General features: G+C 66.5%; 14 protein-coding genes. 3 read left to right on the top strand and 11 right to left on the bottom strand.

All coding sequences use genetic code 11. From position 1 onward, the window contains the following. Window positions 1-165: 165 nt before the first annotated feature. The 11 genes from RKE40_RS21035 to RKE40_RS20985 form a co-directional block, all read right to left on the bottom strand. On the bottom strand, window positions 166-807 hold the full coding sequence (locus tag RKE40_RS21035; RefSeq protein ID WP_316020170.1) for an alpha/beta hydrolase family protein: 642 nt from the start codon (window positions 805-807) through the stop codon (window positions 166-168). 91 nt (window positions 808-898) lie between these two features. Further along, complete coding sequence (locus RKE40_RS21030) at window positions 899-1,720, bottom strand: aspartate dehydrogenase (protein WP_316020169.1); 822 nt, start codon at window positions 1,718-1,720, stop codon at window positions 899-901. Further along, window positions 1,717-2,835: an alpha/beta hydrolase gene (locus RKE40_RS21025; protein ID WP_316020168.1), complete on the bottom strand. Its 1,119-nt coding sequence runs from the start codon at window positions 2,833-2,835 to the stop codon at window positions 1,717-1,719. The genes RKE40_RS21030 and RKE40_RS21025 overlap by 4 nt, the downstream gene beginning before the upstream one ends. Then, window positions 2,822-3,523 (bottom strand): ABC transporter ATP-binding protein, encoded by a 702-nt coding sequence (locus tag RKE40_RS21020; protein ID WP_316020167.1) that lies wholly within the window; start codon window positions 3,521-3,523, stop codon window positions 2,822-2,824. The genes RKE40_RS21025 and RKE40_RS21020 overlap by 14 nt, the downstream gene beginning before the upstream one ends. After that, window positions 3,523-4,275 (bottom strand): ABC transporter ATP-binding protein, encoded by a 753-nt coding sequence (locus tag RKE40_RS21015; protein WP_316020166.1) that lies wholly within the window; start codon window positions 4,273-4,275, stop codon window positions 3,523-3,525. Before RKE40_RS21015 ends, RKE40_RS21020 begins: the two co-directional genes overlap by 1 nt. Beyond that, entirely contained in the window at window positions 4,272-5,294 is a 1,023-nt protein-coding gene (locus RKE40_RS21010; RefSeq protein WP_390893473.1) for a branched-chain amino acid ABC transporter permease, read from the bottom strand. Before RKE40_RS21010 ends, RKE40_RS21015 begins: the two co-directional genes overlap by 4 nt. Further along, window positions 5,287-6,201 carry a branched-chain amino acid ABC transporter permease gene (locus tag RKE40_RS21005; RefSeq protein WP_316020165.1) on the bottom strand — a complete coding sequence of 305 codons (915 nt, stop codon included), beginning with the start codon at window positions 6,199-6,201 and terminating at the stop codon, window positions 5,287-5,289. Before RKE40_RS21005 ends, RKE40_RS21010 begins: the two co-directional genes overlap by 8 nt. Window positions 6,202-6,482: 281 nt before the next feature. Next, window positions 6,483-7,646, bottom strand: coding sequence for an ABC transporter substrate-binding protein (locus tag RKE40_RS21000; protein ID WP_316020164.1), 1,164 nt, complete (start codon window positions 7,644-7,646; stop codon window positions 6,483-6,485). Window positions 7,647-7,759: 113 nt separating this feature from the next. Continuing rightward, the gene (locus tag RKE40_RS20995) at window positions 7,760-8,311 is read right to left on the bottom strand and encodes a 3-hydroxyanthranilate 3,4-dioxygenase (protein ID WP_316020163.1); all 552 of its coding nucleotides are present in this window, start codon (window positions 8,309-8,311) and stop codon (window positions 7,760-7,762) included. 36 nt (window positions 8,312-8,347) lie between these two features. Beyond that, window positions 8,348-9,331: a dihydrodipicolinate synthase family protein gene (locus tag RKE40_RS20990; RefSeq protein ID WP_316020162.1), complete on the bottom strand. Its 984-nt coding sequence runs from the start codon at window positions 9,329-9,331 to the stop codon at window positions 8,348-8,350. A 27-nt stretch (window positions 9,332-9,358) separates the two neighbouring features. Then, window positions 9,359-10,792: an NAD-dependent succinate-semialdehyde dehydrogenase gene (locus tag RKE40_RS20985; protein ID WP_316020161.1), complete on the bottom strand. Its 1,434-nt coding sequence runs from the start codon at window positions 10,790-10,792 to the stop codon at window positions 9,359-9,361. Between the two features lie 116 nt (window positions 10,793-10,908). Here RKE40_RS20985 and RKE40_RS20980 point away from each other — a divergent pair, with 116 nt between their 5' ends. The 3 genes from RKE40_RS20980 to RKE40_RS20970 all read left to right on the top strand — a co-directional run bounded on the left by RKE40_RS20980 (window position 10,909) and on the right by RKE40_RS20970 (window position 18,006). Further along, the gene (locus RKE40_RS20980; RefSeq protein ID WP_316020160.1) at window positions 10,909-11,817 is read left to right on the top strand and encodes a LysR family transcriptional regulator; all 909 of its coding nucleotides are present in this window, start codon (window positions 10,909-10,911) and stop codon (window positions 11,815-11,817) included. A gap of 754 nt (window positions 11,818-12,571) precedes the next feature. After that, window positions 12,572-16,789 (top strand): amino acid adenylation domain-containing protein, encoded by a 4,218-nt coding sequence (locus RKE40_RS20975; RefSeq protein ID WP_316020159.1) that lies wholly within the window; start codon window positions 12,572-12,574, stop codon window positions 16,787-16,789. Continuing rightward, window positions 16,786-18,006, top strand: a complete 1,221-nt coding sequence (locus tag RKE40_RS20970) for an MFS transporter (RefSeq protein WP_316020158.1) — start codon at window positions 16,786-16,788, stop codon at window positions 18,004-18,006. The genes RKE40_RS20975 and RKE40_RS20970 overlap by 4 nt, the downstream gene beginning before the upstream one ends. Window positions 18,007-18,059: the final 53 nt, after the last annotated feature.

Genomic DNA, 18,059 nt, shown 5'->3' with positions numbered 1-18,059 from the left:
GGTAGGTCGGGCAGCGCGCCTCGGCCCTTCGCGATTTCGACGAGATGGCCGCACCCCGGCTTCAAGCGAACTGGCGGGGGAACAAGGGGCATGGATCCAAAACGGTGCGATCGGCGCGCGCCGTCAGCAACGCCGATCCGATGCCGTTGCGCCCAACAGTCGAAGTCAGTCGCCCTGCATCGTGACGCGTTCGGCCCAGGCCGAGACAGCTTCAGCCATCGCCTTGAGATGGTCGGCTGCCGAATAGCCGGATAAGCTCTTTCGCGGGATCAGGTCGTGATTGCCGTCCACGAGCCAGAGAATGTCGATCCGGGGAGAGAGCTTGTAGCCCGAAACCTCCTCCCGGCTGCCGAAATCATCCCGCGTTCCCTGAACGATCAAGGTCGGCGTTTGCAGCTCGGCGAGGTGCCCGGTTCTGGGCTGGTCCGGTTTGCCGGGCGGATGGAAGGGATAGCCAAGGCATAAAAGGCCGCTGATCCGGCGAGCAGCGAGGAGCTCGTCGGCAACCATGCTCGCGACGCGACCTCCCATCGACTTGCCGCCTATGATGAGAGGCCCCTTCGCTCCGAGAGCATCGACAGCAGCGGCGTATTGCGGGTTCAGCTTTTCGGCACGTGGCGGCGGCACGCGGCCCGTGCCCGTCCGCCTGCCCGCCATATAGTCGAACTCAAACCGCGCAACGCGAAAACCCGCACCGGCCAAAGTCCTGGCCGCTGCCGTCATGGCCGGCGAGTCCATTGGCGCCCCGGCGCCATGCGCCAACAGGATGGTGATCCTCGCCTGGGCCGGACCGTCGAAAAGGAACATCGAGCTTCCCCTGCTTTCAGCGTGGGCTATGAACATGCTGGCGCCAAGCCGGCGATCTGCATCTTCCTGTGCCCGCGCCAGATGGCATGAATCATCGAGAAAGCGGAGCGATCCTGTTCCTGATCGTTCTGACGAGGCTCAATGCCGCCATCTCCGATGATTTCGGGTTGCCGGCGAGGGGCCTGTTCTCGATCGCGATATCCAGGCGACCGAAGGCGCCGGAGACGCTCAACCGGTGGCAGTTGGCGGCAACGCCGGGGTCAGCGACGAGTTCGACCCGGGTTCGATCCAACCCGATGCCGGCGAGCGCCGAGATCACCGCGACATTGGCGTTCTGGGGAAAGCGGACCGCGGCCTCGCGGGCCGAGCCGGTGAAGAAGACGGCCGGTGCGCTCAGCCCATCGAGCGCGATCATGTCTTCCGCCAGCGTGCCGCGCCAGGCTGCGGGCGGCTTGACGATGCTGTGCACGACCTCGTCGAGCGGCAGCACCGAGGCTGCCGCGATCGCGTCGATCCCGGCGAGCGCGCCCGGCGGCAGGATGAGCTGGCTGCCACAGGCCTCGGCGGTCTGGAGGAGGCGCTCGAGCAGCGAGGCATCGGTCAGTGCACTGGCTGATGCAATTGCGAAGGCCGGCGCAGAACGCAGTGCGGCCTCACCCCAGATCGCGACCGCCTCCCGGCCGGCGGCCTCTACCACGAGATCGGGCTTCAGCCCGGCAAGCTGTGCCGGATCGGTGATGAGGACCGCGCCGGTCGGGATATCCTGGGCTCGCGCAGTCGAGCGGACTCCAATGGCGACGATCGCGATATCGCCAGCGCTCGGCGAGTTCGACAGCAGCGCGGCGACACGCCGGCTGATCGCGCCCCAGCCGATGAGCGCAACGCGAAGGGGTCTGTGCGATCGGATCGTCATCGCTGAGCTGCCGTCCGCAGGGCCAAGTCGAGTAGTGCACCGCCATTCAGCCCGTCGAGCATGCTAAAATGATGCCCCGGGCAGATCAGCGGCTCGGGCGCATTCCAGGCCGCAGCCAGCCTCGCCGATTGCCGCTTGAACGCCTCGCTTTCACCTTCGCCGACCGCAAAGGCGAGGCGGGGGCGGCTCGGGCGCGGCAGGCCGAGCGGGCTGAGCCGCGCTGCCCGCTCGGCGTCACCCAGACCGAGCAAGCGCCCGATCGGCAGGTGGCCGAGCGGCTTCAGATCATAGAGCCCGGACAACAACAGCGCCGAGGCAACCGGCGGCGCCGCAGGATCGCACAGCGCCATCGCCGCGAGGTGGCCGCCAGCGGAATGGCCGCTGACGTGCAGTTCGGCAGGATCGAGGCCGAGCGCCCCGGCCTCGCGGACGAGGAAGTTCAGCGCGGCGACGGTCTGGGCGATGCTCACTTCGAGGGGCGTATCGGGCGCCAGCCCGTAATTCGGCTGGGCGACGGCGAAACCGGCGTCGAGCAGCCCCTGCGAGAACTGCGCATGCTGGACCTTGTCGGAAGCCTGCCAGTAACCGCCATGGATGAAAACGAAGATCGGAGCGCACTGCACGCCGGCCGGGCGGTAGAGGTCGAGCGTCTCGAAACGGCCGGGGCCATAAGCGAGGTCGAGCCCGGCATGGCCGGCGCGGAAGGCGGCGCCGTCTTTGCTCCATTGCCGGAACAGCGCGGTCATGTCGGCCTGCAGACGCGGGCTGTACTGCCGGCCGAGTTCGCGCAGCGGATAGCCGTCGACCTCGATATCCGGCAGCGGCTGCGGCGGGGCATGGCGGGCGCGGATGGTCAGGCCAGGTTCCGAACCGGGCTGCAATCGGATCGGCGGGCGGAAGCCGGCGAAGACCTCGCGATAGGCCAGCTCGACCGTATGGCGCGAGAGATGGAAGGCAGCGGGATCGGCGGCCTCCCAGTCCATGCCGGTGAGGTGATGCGGGCCGCATCCGGCCGCGACCAGGCCGGCGAGGATCTCGCTCAGCGTATCGCGCAAGGCCTCGACGGGATCGGTCGCGGCACTGCGCGCGACGATCTCATTTTCAGACGCCGACATAGCGATGCACCAGTTCCGCATTGGCCGCGAGGTCGCCGCTGGAGCCCGACCAGACCGTGCGGCCCTTTTCGATGATGTAGTGCCGGTCGGCGAGACGCTTGAGCACGGCGATGTTCTTGTCGATCAGCAGGATCGACTGCCCCTGCGCCTTCAGCGCCTCGATGCAGCGCCAGATCTCGGCGCGGATCACCGGCGCCAAGCCTTCCGTCGCCTCGTCGAGGATGAGAAGCTTGGGATTGGTCATCAATGCGCGGCCGACCGCCAGCATCTGCTGCTCGCCGCCCGAGAGTGTGCGAGCCGACTGGCCGGCGCGTTCCTGAAGGCGTGGGAACAGGGCGTAGACCCGCTCCAGCGTCCAGGGCGAGGAACGCCCGAGCCGGTTGGCCGCGGTGGCGACGAGGTTCTCGCGAACGGTCAGCGTCGGGAAGACCTGCCGTCCCTCCGGCACGAGGCCGATGCCGCAGCGGGCGATCGCCTCGGGTGTGCTGCCCTTGAGCTTGCGGCCATCGAAGCTGATCTCGCCGCCTTTGGGCGCGAGCAGCCCCATCAGCGAACGCACCGTCGTGGTCTTGCCCATGCCGTTGCGGCCGAGCAGGGTCACGACCTCGCCCTCGCCGATGTCGAGACCGACATCGAACAGCACCTGGCTCGCGCCATAGGCCGATTGCAGGCTGCGCACGCTCAGCATCAGGCGTCCCCCTCGCCGAGATAGGCGGTGCGCACGTCCTCGTTGTCGCGGATTTCCTGCGCCGTTCCGGTCGCGATGATCCGGCCGTAGACCAGCACCGAAATCCGGTCTGCAAGCGCGAAGACGGCATCCATGTCGTGCTCGACCAGCAGCATGGTGACGCGGCCCTTCAGCCCGGAGAGCATCGCGACCATCTGCTCGCTCTCGGCATGGCCAAGACCCGCCATGGGTTCGTCGAGCAGCAGCAGGCGCGGCTCGCAGGCGAGCGCGATGGCAAATTCGAGCTGCTTCTGCTCGCCATGGGAGAGATCGGCGACCTTGACCTCGGCCCGGTGGGCGAGGCCGGCGGTGGTCAGGTGCTCGCGGGCGCGCTGGCGCAGGCCCTTGTCGCGGCGGGCATCGCCCAGGAAGCGGAAGCTGTGACCCTGCCGCGCCTGGACGGCGAGCGCGACATTGTCGAGCATGCTGAAATCGGGCAGCAGCTGGTTGATCTGGAATGTGCGGGCGAGGCCGCGCCGGACACGCTCCGGCGTCGCCAGCGCGTCGATCGCCTCGCCCTCCAGCCTGATCTCGCCGGCATCATGGCTGAGCTCGCCGAAGAGCTGGGTCAGCAGCGTGGTCTTGCCGGCGCCGTTGGGGCCGATCAAGGCGTGGATCTCGCCCTCGACGACATCGAGATCGACGCTGTCTGTCGCGATCAGGCCGCCGAAGCGCTTGCGCAGGCCGCGGACGGAAAGGAGCGGCTGGGTCATCGCTCGCTCCTGCCGATACCGAGGCGGCTGAACAGCCCGTTGAGCCCGCCATGGGTGAACAGGACGACGAGCAGCAGTATCGGCCCGAGGACGAGCTGCCAGTGTTCAGTCAGGGAGGTCAGCACCGTCTCGAGGATGACGAGGGCGGCGGCACCGAAGAGCGGGCCGAGCAAGGTGCCGACGCCGCCGAGGATGACCATGATCATCAGCTCGCCCGACTTGGTCCAGTGCAGCATGTCGGGGCTGACGAAGCGCAGATAGTTGGCCATCAGCGCGCCGGCGAGGCCGGTGCCCATGCCGGAGATGACGAAGGCGGCGAGCTTGTAGCGATAGGGCGCGATCCCAATCGCCGCCATGCGCCGCTCGTTCTGGCGGATGCCTGCGAGCACCATGCCGAAGCGTGAGCCGACGATGCGCCAGAGCGCCAGGAATACCAGCGCGGCGACCGCGAGGCAGATGAAATAGAAGGTGATGTCGTCGCGGGTGTTGAGGCCAAAGAACTCGTTGCGACGGCGGATCGTCATGCCGTCATCGCCGCCATAGGCTTTCAGCGAGACGACCAGGAAGAACAGCATCTGCGCGAAGGCGAGCGTGATCATGATGAACTGCACGCCGCTGGTCCGCAGGCAGAGCGCGCCGATCAGCAGAGCGAGCAGGCCGCCGACCAGGATCGCAGCCGGCAGCGTGATCAGGAGTTGGCTCGTGCCCGGGATCAGGCCGAGGAAGAGGCTGTCGTCGACGTAATTGCGGTAGAGGATGCCGACGACATAGCCGCCGACCCCGAAGAAGGCGGCGTGCCCGAAGGAAACCATCCCTCCGAAGCCTAGCGCGAGGTTCAGGCTGGCGGCGGCGATCGCATAGATCAGCACGCGGGTCGCCAAGGGCACCAAAGCCGGCTGGCCGAGCGACTGGACGATGAAGGGCAGGGCGATAAGCCCGAACGCAAGCGCCAGCAGCATGAGCGCACGGCCGGTGTTCGGCGCGGCGGGGGCGTTATGGGTGATGGCGTCCTCAGACATTGGCGGGGAAGAGTCCCTTGGGCCGCACCAGCAGCACCACGGCCATCAGCATGTAGATGCCCATCGATGCCAGGCCGGCGCCGAGCGCATCGGCCTCCGAGCCGGCCATGACCTGGCGCAGCAGGCCGGGCAGGAAGGCCCGCAGCACCGTGTCGACGAGGCCGACGAGCAGCGCGCCGAAAAAGGCGCCGCGGATCGAGCCGACGCCGCCGATCACAACCACGACGAAGGTCATGATCAGGATCTGCTCACCCATGCCGACCTGCACGGCGAGGATCGGCCCGGCCATCAGTCCGGCGAGGCCGGCGAGCAGGGCGCCGAGCCCGAAGACTGCGGTGTAGAGCAGCCGGATGTCGACGCCGAGCGCCCGGACCATCTCGCGATGGGTCGCCCCGGCCCGGACCAGCATGCCGATGCGCGTGCGATTGATCAGGAGATAGAGCCCGAGTGCGACGAGAAGGCCGACAGCGATGATGATGAGGCGGTAGATCGGATAGGTCAGCCCCGGCAGCAATTCGATCGAGCCGTTGAGCGCCGGTGGCACCGAGACGAAGAGCGGCTGGCGCCCGAACAGCAAGGTCACACTCTGGTTGAAGATCAGGATCAGCGCGAAGGTCGCCAGCACCTGGTCGAGATGGTCGCGGGCATAGAGCCGGCGCAGCACGAAGAGCTCCATCGCCATGCCGACCAGGGCAGCGGCCGCAAGGCCCGCAATGATGGCGATGATCACCGAGCCGGTCTGTGTCGCGGCGAAGGCGGCGGCATAGGCGCCGACCATGTAGAGCGAGCCATGGGCGAGATTGATCACGCCCATGATGCCGAAGATCAACGTCAGCCCGGCAGCAAGCAGGAACAGCATCACGCCGAACTGCAGGCCATTGAGCAGTTGTTCGAGAACGAGGGTCATCGTTGCGGGAACCGGGCAAGCCCGACAAGGGCGCGGGGAACCCTCTCCTGAAAGGAGAGGGCAGGGTGAGGTGTAGGCCGTCGGACCAGCGACGCGAGGGGGAGGGCTGGGTTCAGGCTCATTATGTCTCTCCCGAACACCTCACCCCTGCCCCTCTCACTGATCTCGGGCCTGCCCGAGATCAGCACTTAAGTTGTCGAAGTCGGCAACAGCCGACTTCGATGCAGGAGAGGGGTTCCCTGCGCCCTATCCGTCATGGTCGGTGCGCAAGACGCGTCGGCTCAGAGCTTGCAGTCCTTGGCGTAGGCGTCGCTGTGATTGCTCAGCACCTTGCCAGAGGTCTTCAGCACCGGTGTCCCGTCCGCGCCCTTCTCGACCTTGAGCGCATACCAGTCCTGAACCGGATGCTGGTTCGGGCCGAACTTGAAGGCGCCGCGCACCGACTGGAAATCGGCTTTGGCGAGCGCCTTGCGCAGCGCCGGCACATCGGTCTTGCCGCCGGTCGCCTTCAGTGCCGAGGCGATGGCGAGGGCGGTGTCGTAGCCCTGGCTGGCATAGTAGGTCGGCACGCGGTTATAGGCCTTGGTAAAGGCCTCGACGAAGGCCTTGTTCGAGGCGTTGTCGAAGTCGGTGTTCCAGTGCGCGGTCACGCTGAGGCCGAGCGCGGCCTCGCCTACGGCCTTGAGCGTGGTTGAATCGAGTGAAGGCTCGGCCAGCACCATCGGGGTTTTGCCGAGGAGGCCCGCCTGCTGATACTGGCGCAGGAAGGCGATGCCGAGGCCGCCGGGATGGAACTGGAAGACGACGTCGGGATTGGCCGCGCGGATTTGCGCCATCTCGGGCGCGAAATCGGTCTGATCTAGGCGGGTATAGACCTCGCCGACGACCTCGCCCTTGAACAGGCGCTTGAAGCCGGCGAGCGCATCCTTGCCGGCCTGGTAGTTCGGGGCAAGGATGAACGCCTTTTTATAGCCGAGATTGGTGGCGTGCTGGCCGGCGCTCTCATGCAGGCTGTCGTTCTGCCAGGAAACGACGAAATAGTTCTCGTTGCACTCCTTGCCGGCGAAGTTCGACGGCGCCGCATTGGGGCTGACATAGAGCGCCCCCGCATCGACGATATCGGGCACGGTCGCGCCGGCGACGTTCGAGAAGACGATGCCGGTCATGATCTTGATGCCGTCGGTCTTCAGCATCTTCTCGGCGATCTGCTTGCCCTGGCCGGGCTTCAGCGCATCGTCCTCGACCACGAGCTCGACCGGCACGCCGCCGAGCTTGCCGCCGTTCATGTCGATGGCGAGCTTGAAGGCGTCGCGAATATCCTGGCCGAGATAGCCGCCCGGTCCGGACAGCGTGGTCACCATGCCGATCTTGACCGGTTGCTGGGCGAGAGCGGTCGTGGCGGCAAGGGCAGCCGCAATGCCGAAAAGCAATCCGCGCAGTTTCATCTTGAGCTCCCGTTGTTGTCGTTTTGCCTCTGAGATCATTTTTTGCGCGGCGTTTCTGCGCCGCCGCGCTCAGGTCTTGTGGCGCCGCAGCCTGGCTGCGGCGCCGGAATTCCTCAAAGCGCGACCCAGCCGGCCGGCGGCTTCCTGCCGGGATGGAGGGCGCCGCACTGCTTGCAGGTCCGCGCCTTCTCGTCGGCGAAGAAGGCTTCGTAGAGCGGCGGCAGGTCCTTCACGAGATCCCCGACCTTCAGCTCGATGCGATGCACCAGGCCATTGCACTCGAAGCAGTACCATTCGAAGCCGTCGACCTGGTCGGGGTGGCGCGCCGGCTCGACCACGAGGCCGATCGAGCCCTCCTGCGGGCGCTGAGGCGAGTGGCGCACATGCGGCGGCAGCAGGAAGACGTCGCCCTCGCGGATCGTGACGTCGTAGTGCTTCCCGTCGTCGACCAGCTTGAGCATCATGTCGCCCTTGAGCTGGTAGAAGAACTCCTCCACCGGGTCGTCGTGGAAGTCGGCGCGCTGGTTCGGCCCGCCGACGACCATCACGGTCATTTGGCCGTCGTCGAACACCTTCTTGTTGCCGACCGGCGGCTTCAGCAGGTGCTCGTTCTCTGCGATCCATTTCTTGAAGTTGAAGGCCTTCAGCCGTCCTTCGGTCGCCATATCCGTCTCTCCCGGTTGTTCCATCCTAGCCGCGTTTCAGTCGGCCTTCGCAAGGGCGCGGCCTGCCGCGAGCTTGAGCCCGCAATTCTCGAAAGCCGCGCGCGTTGACGCCTTCTCGGCTTCGGTCAGCTCGAGCAGCGGCGCGCGCACGCGCCCGCCGACCTGGCCGAGCAGTTCCTGCCAGTATTTCTGGTGCGCATGCGGCTTCTCGGCTGGCCGGGTCGTGCGCAGTGCCTCGCGCACTGGATTGAGGCTGTCGCGGATGGCCTGCGCCTTGTCGATCTCGCCGGCGAAGGCAAGATCGGTGTAGTCGCGCATGCGCCGGTCGTTCGCCGTCTGGATCAGGTAGGGCGGCGAGGAGCAGAGATAGACCTGCCAGCCGAGCTCGACGATGTTGTCGAGCCATTCCTCCTCCGAGGCGGTGCTGACCAGGATGCGGTCGCCCGCGAGCCTCGTCAGCTCGGCGTACATGGCGCGCGGCACGCTGTATTTGATCGCGACGACGTTCTCGATGTCGGCGAGGCGGTTGCAGAGCTGCGGGCTCATCAGATAGCCGGAGTCCGGATGGCTCCAGAGCGCGATGCCGATATCGACCTGTTCGGCGATGGTCCGGTAGTACTCGTAGAGCGTCTCGTCCTGCGCCTTGAAGAAGTGCAGTAGCGGCGCATGCACGACGATGTAGTCGGCGCCGACCTGCTGGGCGTGCTTGGCGAGTTCGATGACGACGTCCATGTTCTGGTCGGAGCAGGACATGATCGTCTGCCCGCGGCCGGCGGTGGCCCCGACCGCGAGCTCGAAGCTGCGCTTGCGCTCCTCGACCGACATCGAGAAGAACTCGCCCTGCTTGCCGGCGATGAACAGGCCGTCGATCCCGAGATCCTGCGTCCAGTGCCGGATGTTCTCGCGAAAGCCGTCTTCGTCGATGGCGAGCGACGAGGTGAAGGGTGTCAACGCCGCCGCCCAGATGCCCTTCATATTGGCGCGGGTGTAAGCCTTCGCGTCCTTCCTGGCGTATTTCATCTGAGCTGTCTCCCTGTCGCCCGCCGGTCAAATCGCCATGCGGTGCGAGACGTTCTTGACGATCGTGTAGTGCGAGAGACCCTCGGCGCCGCCCTCGCGGCCGTAGCCGCTGTCCTTGACCCCGCCGAACGGCACCTCGGCGACCGAGGCTTCCAGCGTGTTGATCGAGACATTGCCGGCCTCGATCTCGTCGGCGAGCCGGTCGGCCCGGCTGGCGGAATGGGTGAAGGCATAGGCGGCGAGGCCGAAGGGCAGGCCGTTCGCCTTGGCGATCGCATCGTCCAGCGTCGACACCGGATTGATCACCGCGAGCGGCCCGAACGGCTCCTCGCGCATGACCCTGGCATCATCCGGCACGTCGGCCAGCACGGTCACCGGGAAGAAATAGCCGCGATTGCCGATGCGCTCGCCGCCGGCGAGAACGCGGGCGCCCTTGGCGCGGGCGTCCGCGACCAACGCCTCCATCGCCTCGATGCGGCGATGATTGGCGACCGGGCCCATCTGCGTTGCGGCATCGAGGCCATTGCCGATCACGACCGACCGCGCCTTCTCGGCGAAGGTCCTGGCGAAGGCCTCATAGATCGGTTCCTGCACGAAGAAGCGCGTCGGCGAGGTGCAGACCTGGCCGGCATTGCGCGACTTGCGGATTGCCGAGGCCGTCGCGGCCGCGACCGGATCGACATCGTCGCAGACGATCACCGGGGCATGGCCGCCGAGCTCCATCAGCACCGGCTTCATATGGTCGGCGGCGATGCGCGTCAGGTGCTTGCCGACCGCGGTCGAGCCGGTGAAGGCGATCAGCCGGGTCTGCTCCTGCGGGATCAGGTAGGAGGAGATCTCGGCGGGCACGCCGAAGACGAGGTTGAACACGCCGGGCGGCAGGCCGGCATCGTGCAAGGCGCGGGCGATGTGGAGCGCGCCGGCCGGCGTCTCCTCGGCGGCCTTCAGGATGATCGAGCAGCCTGCCGCGAGCGCGCCGGCGATTTTGCGCGCCGGCTGGCTCATCGGAAAGTTCCAGGGCGAGAAGGCCGCGACCATGCCGATCGGCTGGTGCATCACGACATACTTGATGCCTGGCTCGCTCGGGATCACCCTTCCATAGGTGCGCTGGCCCTCGGCTGCGTCCCATTCGAAGAACTCACAGCCCCTGATCACCTCGAGCTGCGCCTGGAGGAAGGGTTTGCCATGCTCGAGCGTGATCGCATGGGCGATCTCGTCGATACGGGCGCGCATCAGCGCCGCGGCCTTGAGCATGATTTCGCCACGGGCACGCGGCGAGGTCCGGCTCCAGACCCTGAAGCCCTCCTTGGCCGCAGCCAGCGCATCGTCGAGATCGGCACGGCCAGCGACAGGAACAGAACCGATCACGCTCTCATCGGCCGGATTGAGCACGGGCAGGCTGCTGGAGGTCTTGCGCCAGGCGCCGCCGATATAGAGCTGGAGGTCGGGATAGGCGGTCATGGAGAGCCTCGAACGGAGCGGCCAAGGGCGCGATGTCGAGGCATGATGGTTGCGGCGATCGTCATATGGAATTCAGCTTATTTGTCTGAATTCATACGACATGCTTATAAATCGGTATGGCAGTCACCTTGCGGCAGATCCAGGCCTTCCTCGCCGTCGCCGAACTCGGCACCTTCACCAAGGCGGCGGAGCGCCTGCACATGGCGCAACCGGCGCTGTCGCAACTGGTTCGCGATCTGGAGCAGGCCCTCGGCATCCGCCTGTTCGACCGCACGACACGTCGGGTCGAGCTGACGGAAGGCGGACGGGAGTTCCAGGGCGCATCGGCCAAGATCGTCCACGATCTCGACCTCGCCATCCAGAATGCCAACGATCTCGCCGAACGTCGGCGCGGCCGGATCACCGTGGCAGCCCCGCCGCTGCTGGCGGCGGCGATCCTGCCCGAGGCGATTGCGGAGATGCGCGAGCGTTTTCCCGGCGTGCAGGTCGGGGTGCTCGATGCGCGTACCGAGACGATCATCGAGGCCGTCAGGACGAGCCGCGTCGATTGCGGCCTTGGCACCTTCGCTGCGGTCGAGGACGGCATCGAGCGCATCCCGATGGCGCGCGACAATCTGATGCTGTTCTGCAGCCCCGGCAGCCGCTTCGCAGGCGCGACGGTCGATTGGCGCGAGCTGCAAGGCGAGCCGCTGATCACACTGACCCGAGACAGCGGCATCCGGCTCCTGGTCGAGGTCGCCTATGAGACGGTCGGCATTCCGCTGCTGCCGGCCTATGAGGTGTCGCAGATCACGACGGCGCTGGCGCTGGTCGAGGCCCGTCTCGGCGTCGCCGTGCTGCCGACCTATGCGCGCGCTGCCGCGCCGCATCGCAGAATCCTCGCCCGGCCGCTGTCGAATCCGGCGATCGCCCGGGATATCGTGATGATCCGGCCGAGCGGGCGTTCCGTATCGCCCGCACTGGCTGCATTCGAGGCAATTCTGCGCCGGTATGCCCGCCGGCTCGCACCGACCGATGTCGACTGAGTTCGAAGTCGTCAGGGCAGATGCAATTCACGCCGATGTGAGGCCACCGCGCGAAATATCGATCTTCTGAGGGCTTTTGCAGAACCATCGGGTTCGACAAGAGAACGCCCGATGTCTGGCGTGGCCAATTGCCGGCTCGCCCAGATGCTGGCGCCCATTTCCAGGCATTGGCCAAATTCCGACGCGGTCCGGCAAAGCTGACATCCAGGCCAGAATGACCTTGAAGCCTCCCGATAGGCCGTGCCGATGTTCAAAGCACTCATCTTAGAACGGTATGTCGATCCAACACATATTGCTCTTTCATTCTAATTTATTCCAATGATTTCCATTCATATCAAAGGTGTATCTGCGGTATTTCTGCTTATCTCACGCCGCAATTGTCTGCCTGATCATTAAAATCTTCGCCATCATTTGTTGGGCGGAGTTGCCGCGCGGGGGGAGTGCCCATGAGCGATCTCGCAGCGGCCGGGTCTCGAACTGACGAGGGGCAAGCCTATCGCATCGCGATCGACGAGAGGCAGCATCTCGCGGGCCGGATGTGGCGGAAGCAGCCTGACCTCGGTGCCCCCGAACATTGCGCCGGCGGGCTTGCGCGGGCGTGTGCCGGCTCCGAGCCTTCGATGAGGCCGCCTTTGCTTGCCTCGGGACGTGGACGCCGTGAGGTCCCCTCCTCGTCCTCCGGCCCGCCGGCCGCGCTCATCCCCTCTGCGTCTCGCTTCCCCAAGCGTCGCACACCAGCGTCGGAGCTGCCACTATGAACGCCGTTACGCCGAACGCCCCTCTCGCCATCCCTCTTGCGGTCGTGACCCAGCGGATCTGGCTGGAGTGCAAGAGGGCGCCGGACAGCTCCGCCTATTTCGTGCCGTTCGTCTACCGCCTCGCTGCGAACGTCGATCCGCAAAGGCTGGAACAGGCGCTGCGCGCGACGGTGGACGCCCATCCGGCGCTGCGCTCGGTGGTGACCGAGGTGGACGGCAAGCCGTTCCAGGTCGTCAAGGAGACGCCGGCCCAGGTGCTGGAGTACGCGGACAGCTGGGAATGGGCGATCACCAAGCCGTTCGACATGGAAAACGGCCCGCTGTTCCGCTTCGTGCTCTGCAACGACATCTTCGTCGTCAACGGCAGCCACCTCATTCTGGACGGCGGCTCCATCCTGCTGCTGCTGGAGGAGGTGAGCGCCCGCTATCACGGCCGGGCCGTGACGGAACCGGGGCCGGGTCCCGAAGCCTGGCGCGCGCATGAGACCGCCTATCTGGAGAGTCCGGAGCGCGAGGCCGACAGGGCCTATTGGGCGGGGACGCTGGCGCAGTCCGATTTCCGCGCCGGCCTGCCGACAAGGCGTGAGAGCTATGCCGGCGAGCAGGACGGCAACCTCTATTTCTCCCTGCGCCTGCCGCAGATGAATGTGAGCCCGTTCATCACCACGCTCGCCCTGATCCAGGCGCTAATCCACCGCTATACCGAGCAGGAGATGGTGGCGGTGCTCTATCCCACCGATCTGCGCGGCAAGGAGTTCGCGCGGTCCATGGGTTCGTTCGTCAACTCGCTGATCGCGACTGCGAGCTTTACGCCCGAACTTTCCTTCGCGCAGCTCGTGGCGCAGGTGCAGGAGCAGCGGCGGGCAACCCGCGCGCATGACCGTCTGTCGTTCCAGGAGGTGATCGCGGGCCTGCGCAAGGCGCGGCCCTCGGACGCGGTCCAGCTACCAAACGTTTCGGTCTCCTGGGCGAAGCCGCTCTGGCCGTTCGAACTCGGGACGCCGCTGCCGCTCGAGACCGTGGATTGCCAGAACGACCTCTTGTTCCTCGCGTTCGCCGAAGGGGACCGGCTCGATTTGCGCCTGCAATACAGCGCCCGCCAGTTCACCCGCCGCTTCGTGGAGGAGATTGCGGCGCATCTCTCGGTCCTGGCCGATCTCGTCGCCGCTGAGCCGCATGCGCCGCTCTCGAAGCTGATGCTCGCAACTCCCGCCGAAGTCGAGCGCATCGAGCGTGACTGGACACCGGCGCCCGCGCCGCGCAGCGATCTGCAATTGCTCCACGACGCCTTCTCCGACTGGGCCGAGCGGCAACCCGCGGCTCCGGCCCTGCTGACGCGCGAGCGGGTGATCAGCTATGGCGAGATGGAGCGGCTGACCAACCGCATCGCCCACGGCCTGCGCCGCCGCGGCGTCAAGCCGAACACGCTGGTCGGCGTGATGATGGAAAAGGGCTGGGAGCAGGCGGTGGCCTGCATGGCCATCCTGAAGGCGGGCGGCGGCTATCTGCCGATCAATGCCGGCTGGCCGGCCGAGCGCATGGACGCCGTGATCTCCCAGGGCGATGTCGCGGTGGTTTTGTCCCAGAAGCGGGTTGTGGAGCGCCTCGGCCGTCCCGGGCTCGCGGTCGACGACCAGGCCTTGTGGGCGGGCGAGCCGGACACGCGTCCGACCTCGGTCAACGCGCTCGGCGACATCTGCTATGTGCTGTTCACCTCGGGCTCGACCGGCAAGCCGAAGGGCGTGACGCTGACCCATTTCAGCGTGATGAACACACTGCGCAATGCCAATGAGGAACATCGCGTCGGTCCCGGCGACCGTTCTCTGCAGCTCTCCGATTTCGCCTTCGACCTCTCGGTCTACGACATCTTCGGCATGCTCTCGGCCGGCGCCGGGGTGGTGATCCCCGACGAGAACCGTCATCTCGAGCCGCTCCACTGGGTCGAGATCGCCCGCCAGCATCAGGCCAGCATCTGGACCAGCGTTCCCATGTATGTGGACATGTGGGCGCAGTCGGGCGAGCCGATGCCGAGCATGCGCGTGTTCATGATGGGCGGCGACAAGATTCCCGTCGACCTGCCGGAGCGCATTCGCCAGCTCGCCCCTGATGCGGTGCTCTGGAGCGTCGGCGGACCGACCGAGACCTCGATCATCTCCAACTGGTACCGAATCGGAGAGGTCGATCCGATCTGGACCACCATCCCCTATGGCCGGGCCATGCTGAACCAGAAGATGCTGGTGCTCGATTCCGGCCTGAACCAGTGCCCGCCCTTCATGCCGGGCCGGATCTTCATGGGCGGGGTCTGTCTGGCGCGCGGTTATTGGAAGGATCAGGAAAAAACCGACGCCGCCTTCGTCACCTACCCGGCCACCGGGGAGCGCATCTACTACACCGGCGATCTCGGCCGCTGGTTGCCGGACGGCCAAGTCGAGTTCCTCGGCCGCGCCGACTTCCAGGTCAAGATCAACGGTTTCCGCATCGAGCTCGGCGAGATCGAGGGGGCGATCCAGTCGCTGCCCGGTGTGAAGGCCGCGATCGTGGACGGCCAGGAGCAGCCGGATCGGAAGGGCAAGTTCCTGGTGGCCTATGTGGTCTCCAGCACGCCGCTCGACGCCGCCGAGATGCGCGCAGCGCTGCAGGACCGGTTGCCCTACTACATGATCCCGCGCGTGTTCGCGCAGCTCGACCGGATTCCGCTTTCGGCGAATGGCAAGGTCGACCGCAAGTCGCTGCCACGAGTCGAAGTGGCCCGCACGGCCGATGATCTGCCCTATGTGGCGCCGCGGACGCCGATCGAGGCTGCGCTGGTCGACGTCTGGCAGTTCGTGCTGGAGCACGAGCCTATCGGCATTCACGACAATTTCTATGCGCTTGGCGGGGATTCCCTGCTCGCCGTCCTGCTGGGCATCAGGGCGCGGGAGGCGGGCGTGCCGTTCGACCCCGCCACGCTGCAGCGCACGCCCACCATCGCCGAGCTGGCACAGAGCCTGACGCCCGCCCGCAAGGTGGAGACGGGCATGGCGACCGGCGAGGTGCCGCTCTCTCCCATGCAGCGCTACTACTTCTCCTGGGCGACGGAACGGCCGGAGCAGTTCAACGTCTCGGCCGTCTTCCGCTGCGCGGTCGAGGCGGATCGCCTGAGGACGGCGCTCGCGAAGCTGGTCGCCCATCACGACGCGCTGCGCCTGAGATACGACGGCGCGCGCCAGTTCTACGCCGAGGACGAGGTCGAGGTGCCGCTCGAATGCGCCGACATCCCGCTGGCCGAAGTCGGCGCGCGGGCGGCGCGGATGCAGGAGACCCTCGACATTGCGCGGGGACCGATCATGCGCGCGGGACTGTTCAACACCGAGGACGGACAGCGCCTCGTGCTGATCTGCCATCACCTGGTGACCGACGGCCTGTCCTGGGGCGCGCTGGTTTCGGATCTCCAGCGCGCCTATCTCGGCGAGGCGCTGCCACCCTCGGGCGGATCCTACAAGGGCTGGGTGGAGGAGCTGATCGCCTTCGCCAGCAGCCCGGAAGCCGAAGCGCAGCTGCCTTTCTGGCTCGGCCAGCAGGGGCCGACTTTCGGCGCCGACAATGAGCGGCCGGGCGCGCGCCAGAGGGACATCGTCACCTATGAGAGCGATATGTTGGACGCCGTGCCGCCCAACGCCTACGAGCGTGTCGCCGCGGCGCTCCTGGAGGCGACCGGTCAGGACCGCCTGATGCTGCATGTGGTGGGCCATGGGCGCGAATCGGTGGTGGGGGAGAGCGATCCCACCCGGATCTGCGGCTGGTTCACCAGCCATACGCCGATTGTGCTCTCGGGCGGGCTGAAGGATGTGGCCGGGCAATTGCGGGCCATGCCGGATCACGGCATCGCCCATGGCGCGCTCAGGGCCTATCACCCGCGCGGAGCGGAGCTGGCCGGGCAGGACCAGGTCAAGATCCTCTACAACTTCTTCGGCGAGACCTGGGACAGCAGCTTCCGGGGCGCGGTCTTCGAGAAGCCGGAAGACGAGCTGCTTTATCTGAAGAACCACGCCCATGCGGATAACCCGGCGGATTTCCGGCTTTATCTGATGGCTATCATCACCGAGGGCCGGCTCAAGGTCCGCTTCCAGTATTCCGCCATCAACTACGATGCGGAGGCGATCCGGGACCTCGCCGACCGGATGCGGACCAGCCTGCTGGCGCATGCTAGCGAGCCTGTCGGCGCGTCGGCATGATCGCGCTCTATCTGTTGATCCTGGTCGACTCGATCAGCGCGACGATCATCATCCCGCTGCTCGGCCCGCTCTTGATCGACCAGGCGACGCTGGTGTTCCTGCCGGAGGCCTCGCTGCCGCTGCGCAATTTCGTCAGCGGCCTTCTGGTGGCGACCTATGTCCTCCTGATGCTCTACATGGCCCCGGTGCTCGGCCGGCTGTCGGACCAATGGGGGCGCCGGCCCGTACTGCTGCTCTGCGCGGCCGGGCTGCTGCTGGGCAACATCCTCGCCGGGCTGGCGATCGAGTTCGGCAGCCTGGCCTTGCTGTTCCTGGGGCGAATGATCGGCGGGGCGACGGCTGCGGCGCAATCGACCGCCCAGGCGGCGCTGGTCGACCTCGGCGGCAACAAGGCCCGGCTGCTGAGCTACAGCATGCTGTTCTCCTCGCTCGGCTTCGTGCTCGGACCGGTGCTGGCGACGGGCCTCTCCCAGGTCTCCTTCGCGGCGCCGCTGCATTTCTGCACCATTCTGACCGTGATCGCGCTCCTGCTCCTCGCCCGCTACCGCGAGGAGCCTGCCGCCGAGCGGCGGATCGACTGGTCCAGCATCTCGCTATGGGAAGGGGTGCGCTGCTTCCGGGACGCGGCGGGAGACGGGCTCGTGCGCGGCATCCTCGGCTGCTTCATCCTGATGCAGGTCGCCTGGGGCGGCTTCTTCGTCTTCGTCTCGGTCTATCTCATGGAAGCCCCGAGCCTCGATCTGACCCTGTCCGAGGTCGGCGTGTTCATGGCGATCATCGGCATCGGCTTCTGCGTTTCCAACGGGCTCGTCCAGCCGATCCTGGCCGAGCGTTTCGAGATGCGAACACTGGCGGTGGCGGGGCTCGGGCTGAATGCGGCGACCATGGTGCTGTGCCTGATGGCGACCTCGGCCTATCAGGTCTATGCCGCCGGGCTGATGGCGGGCATCACCATCAACATCGCCTATCCCTCGATCGTCACCATGCTGTCGGACCGGGTGACGCCCGAGCGGCAGGGCTGGATCCTCGGCATGGTAGGGTCGGCGGCAGCGATGGGCTGGACCATCTCCTCCGTCGTATCCGGCGGGCTGGGCGGGCTGGGGCATGCGCTGCCCATCGTTCTAGCCGCGGCCCTGATGGCCTGTGCCGCGCTGGCGATGACGATGGCCGGAGCCGGCTGGCGCAATCTTTCGGAGGCGCAGGGAGAGCTCGATTGATGGAGCGGTCCGCTGTTTCGAAACGGCCGTGTCCAGGAAGGCTGCGGTTTCCC

Source organism: Allobosea rubneri (genome assembly GCF_032464875.1).
Taxonomy (GTDB): domain Bacteria; phylum Pseudomonadota; class Alphaproteobacteria; order Rhizobiales; family Beijerinckiaceae; genus Allobosea; species Allobosea rubneri.
The sequence above is the reverse complement of the archived record's forward strand: the minus strand, read 5'-3'. Positions and strand labels throughout refer to the sequence as shown.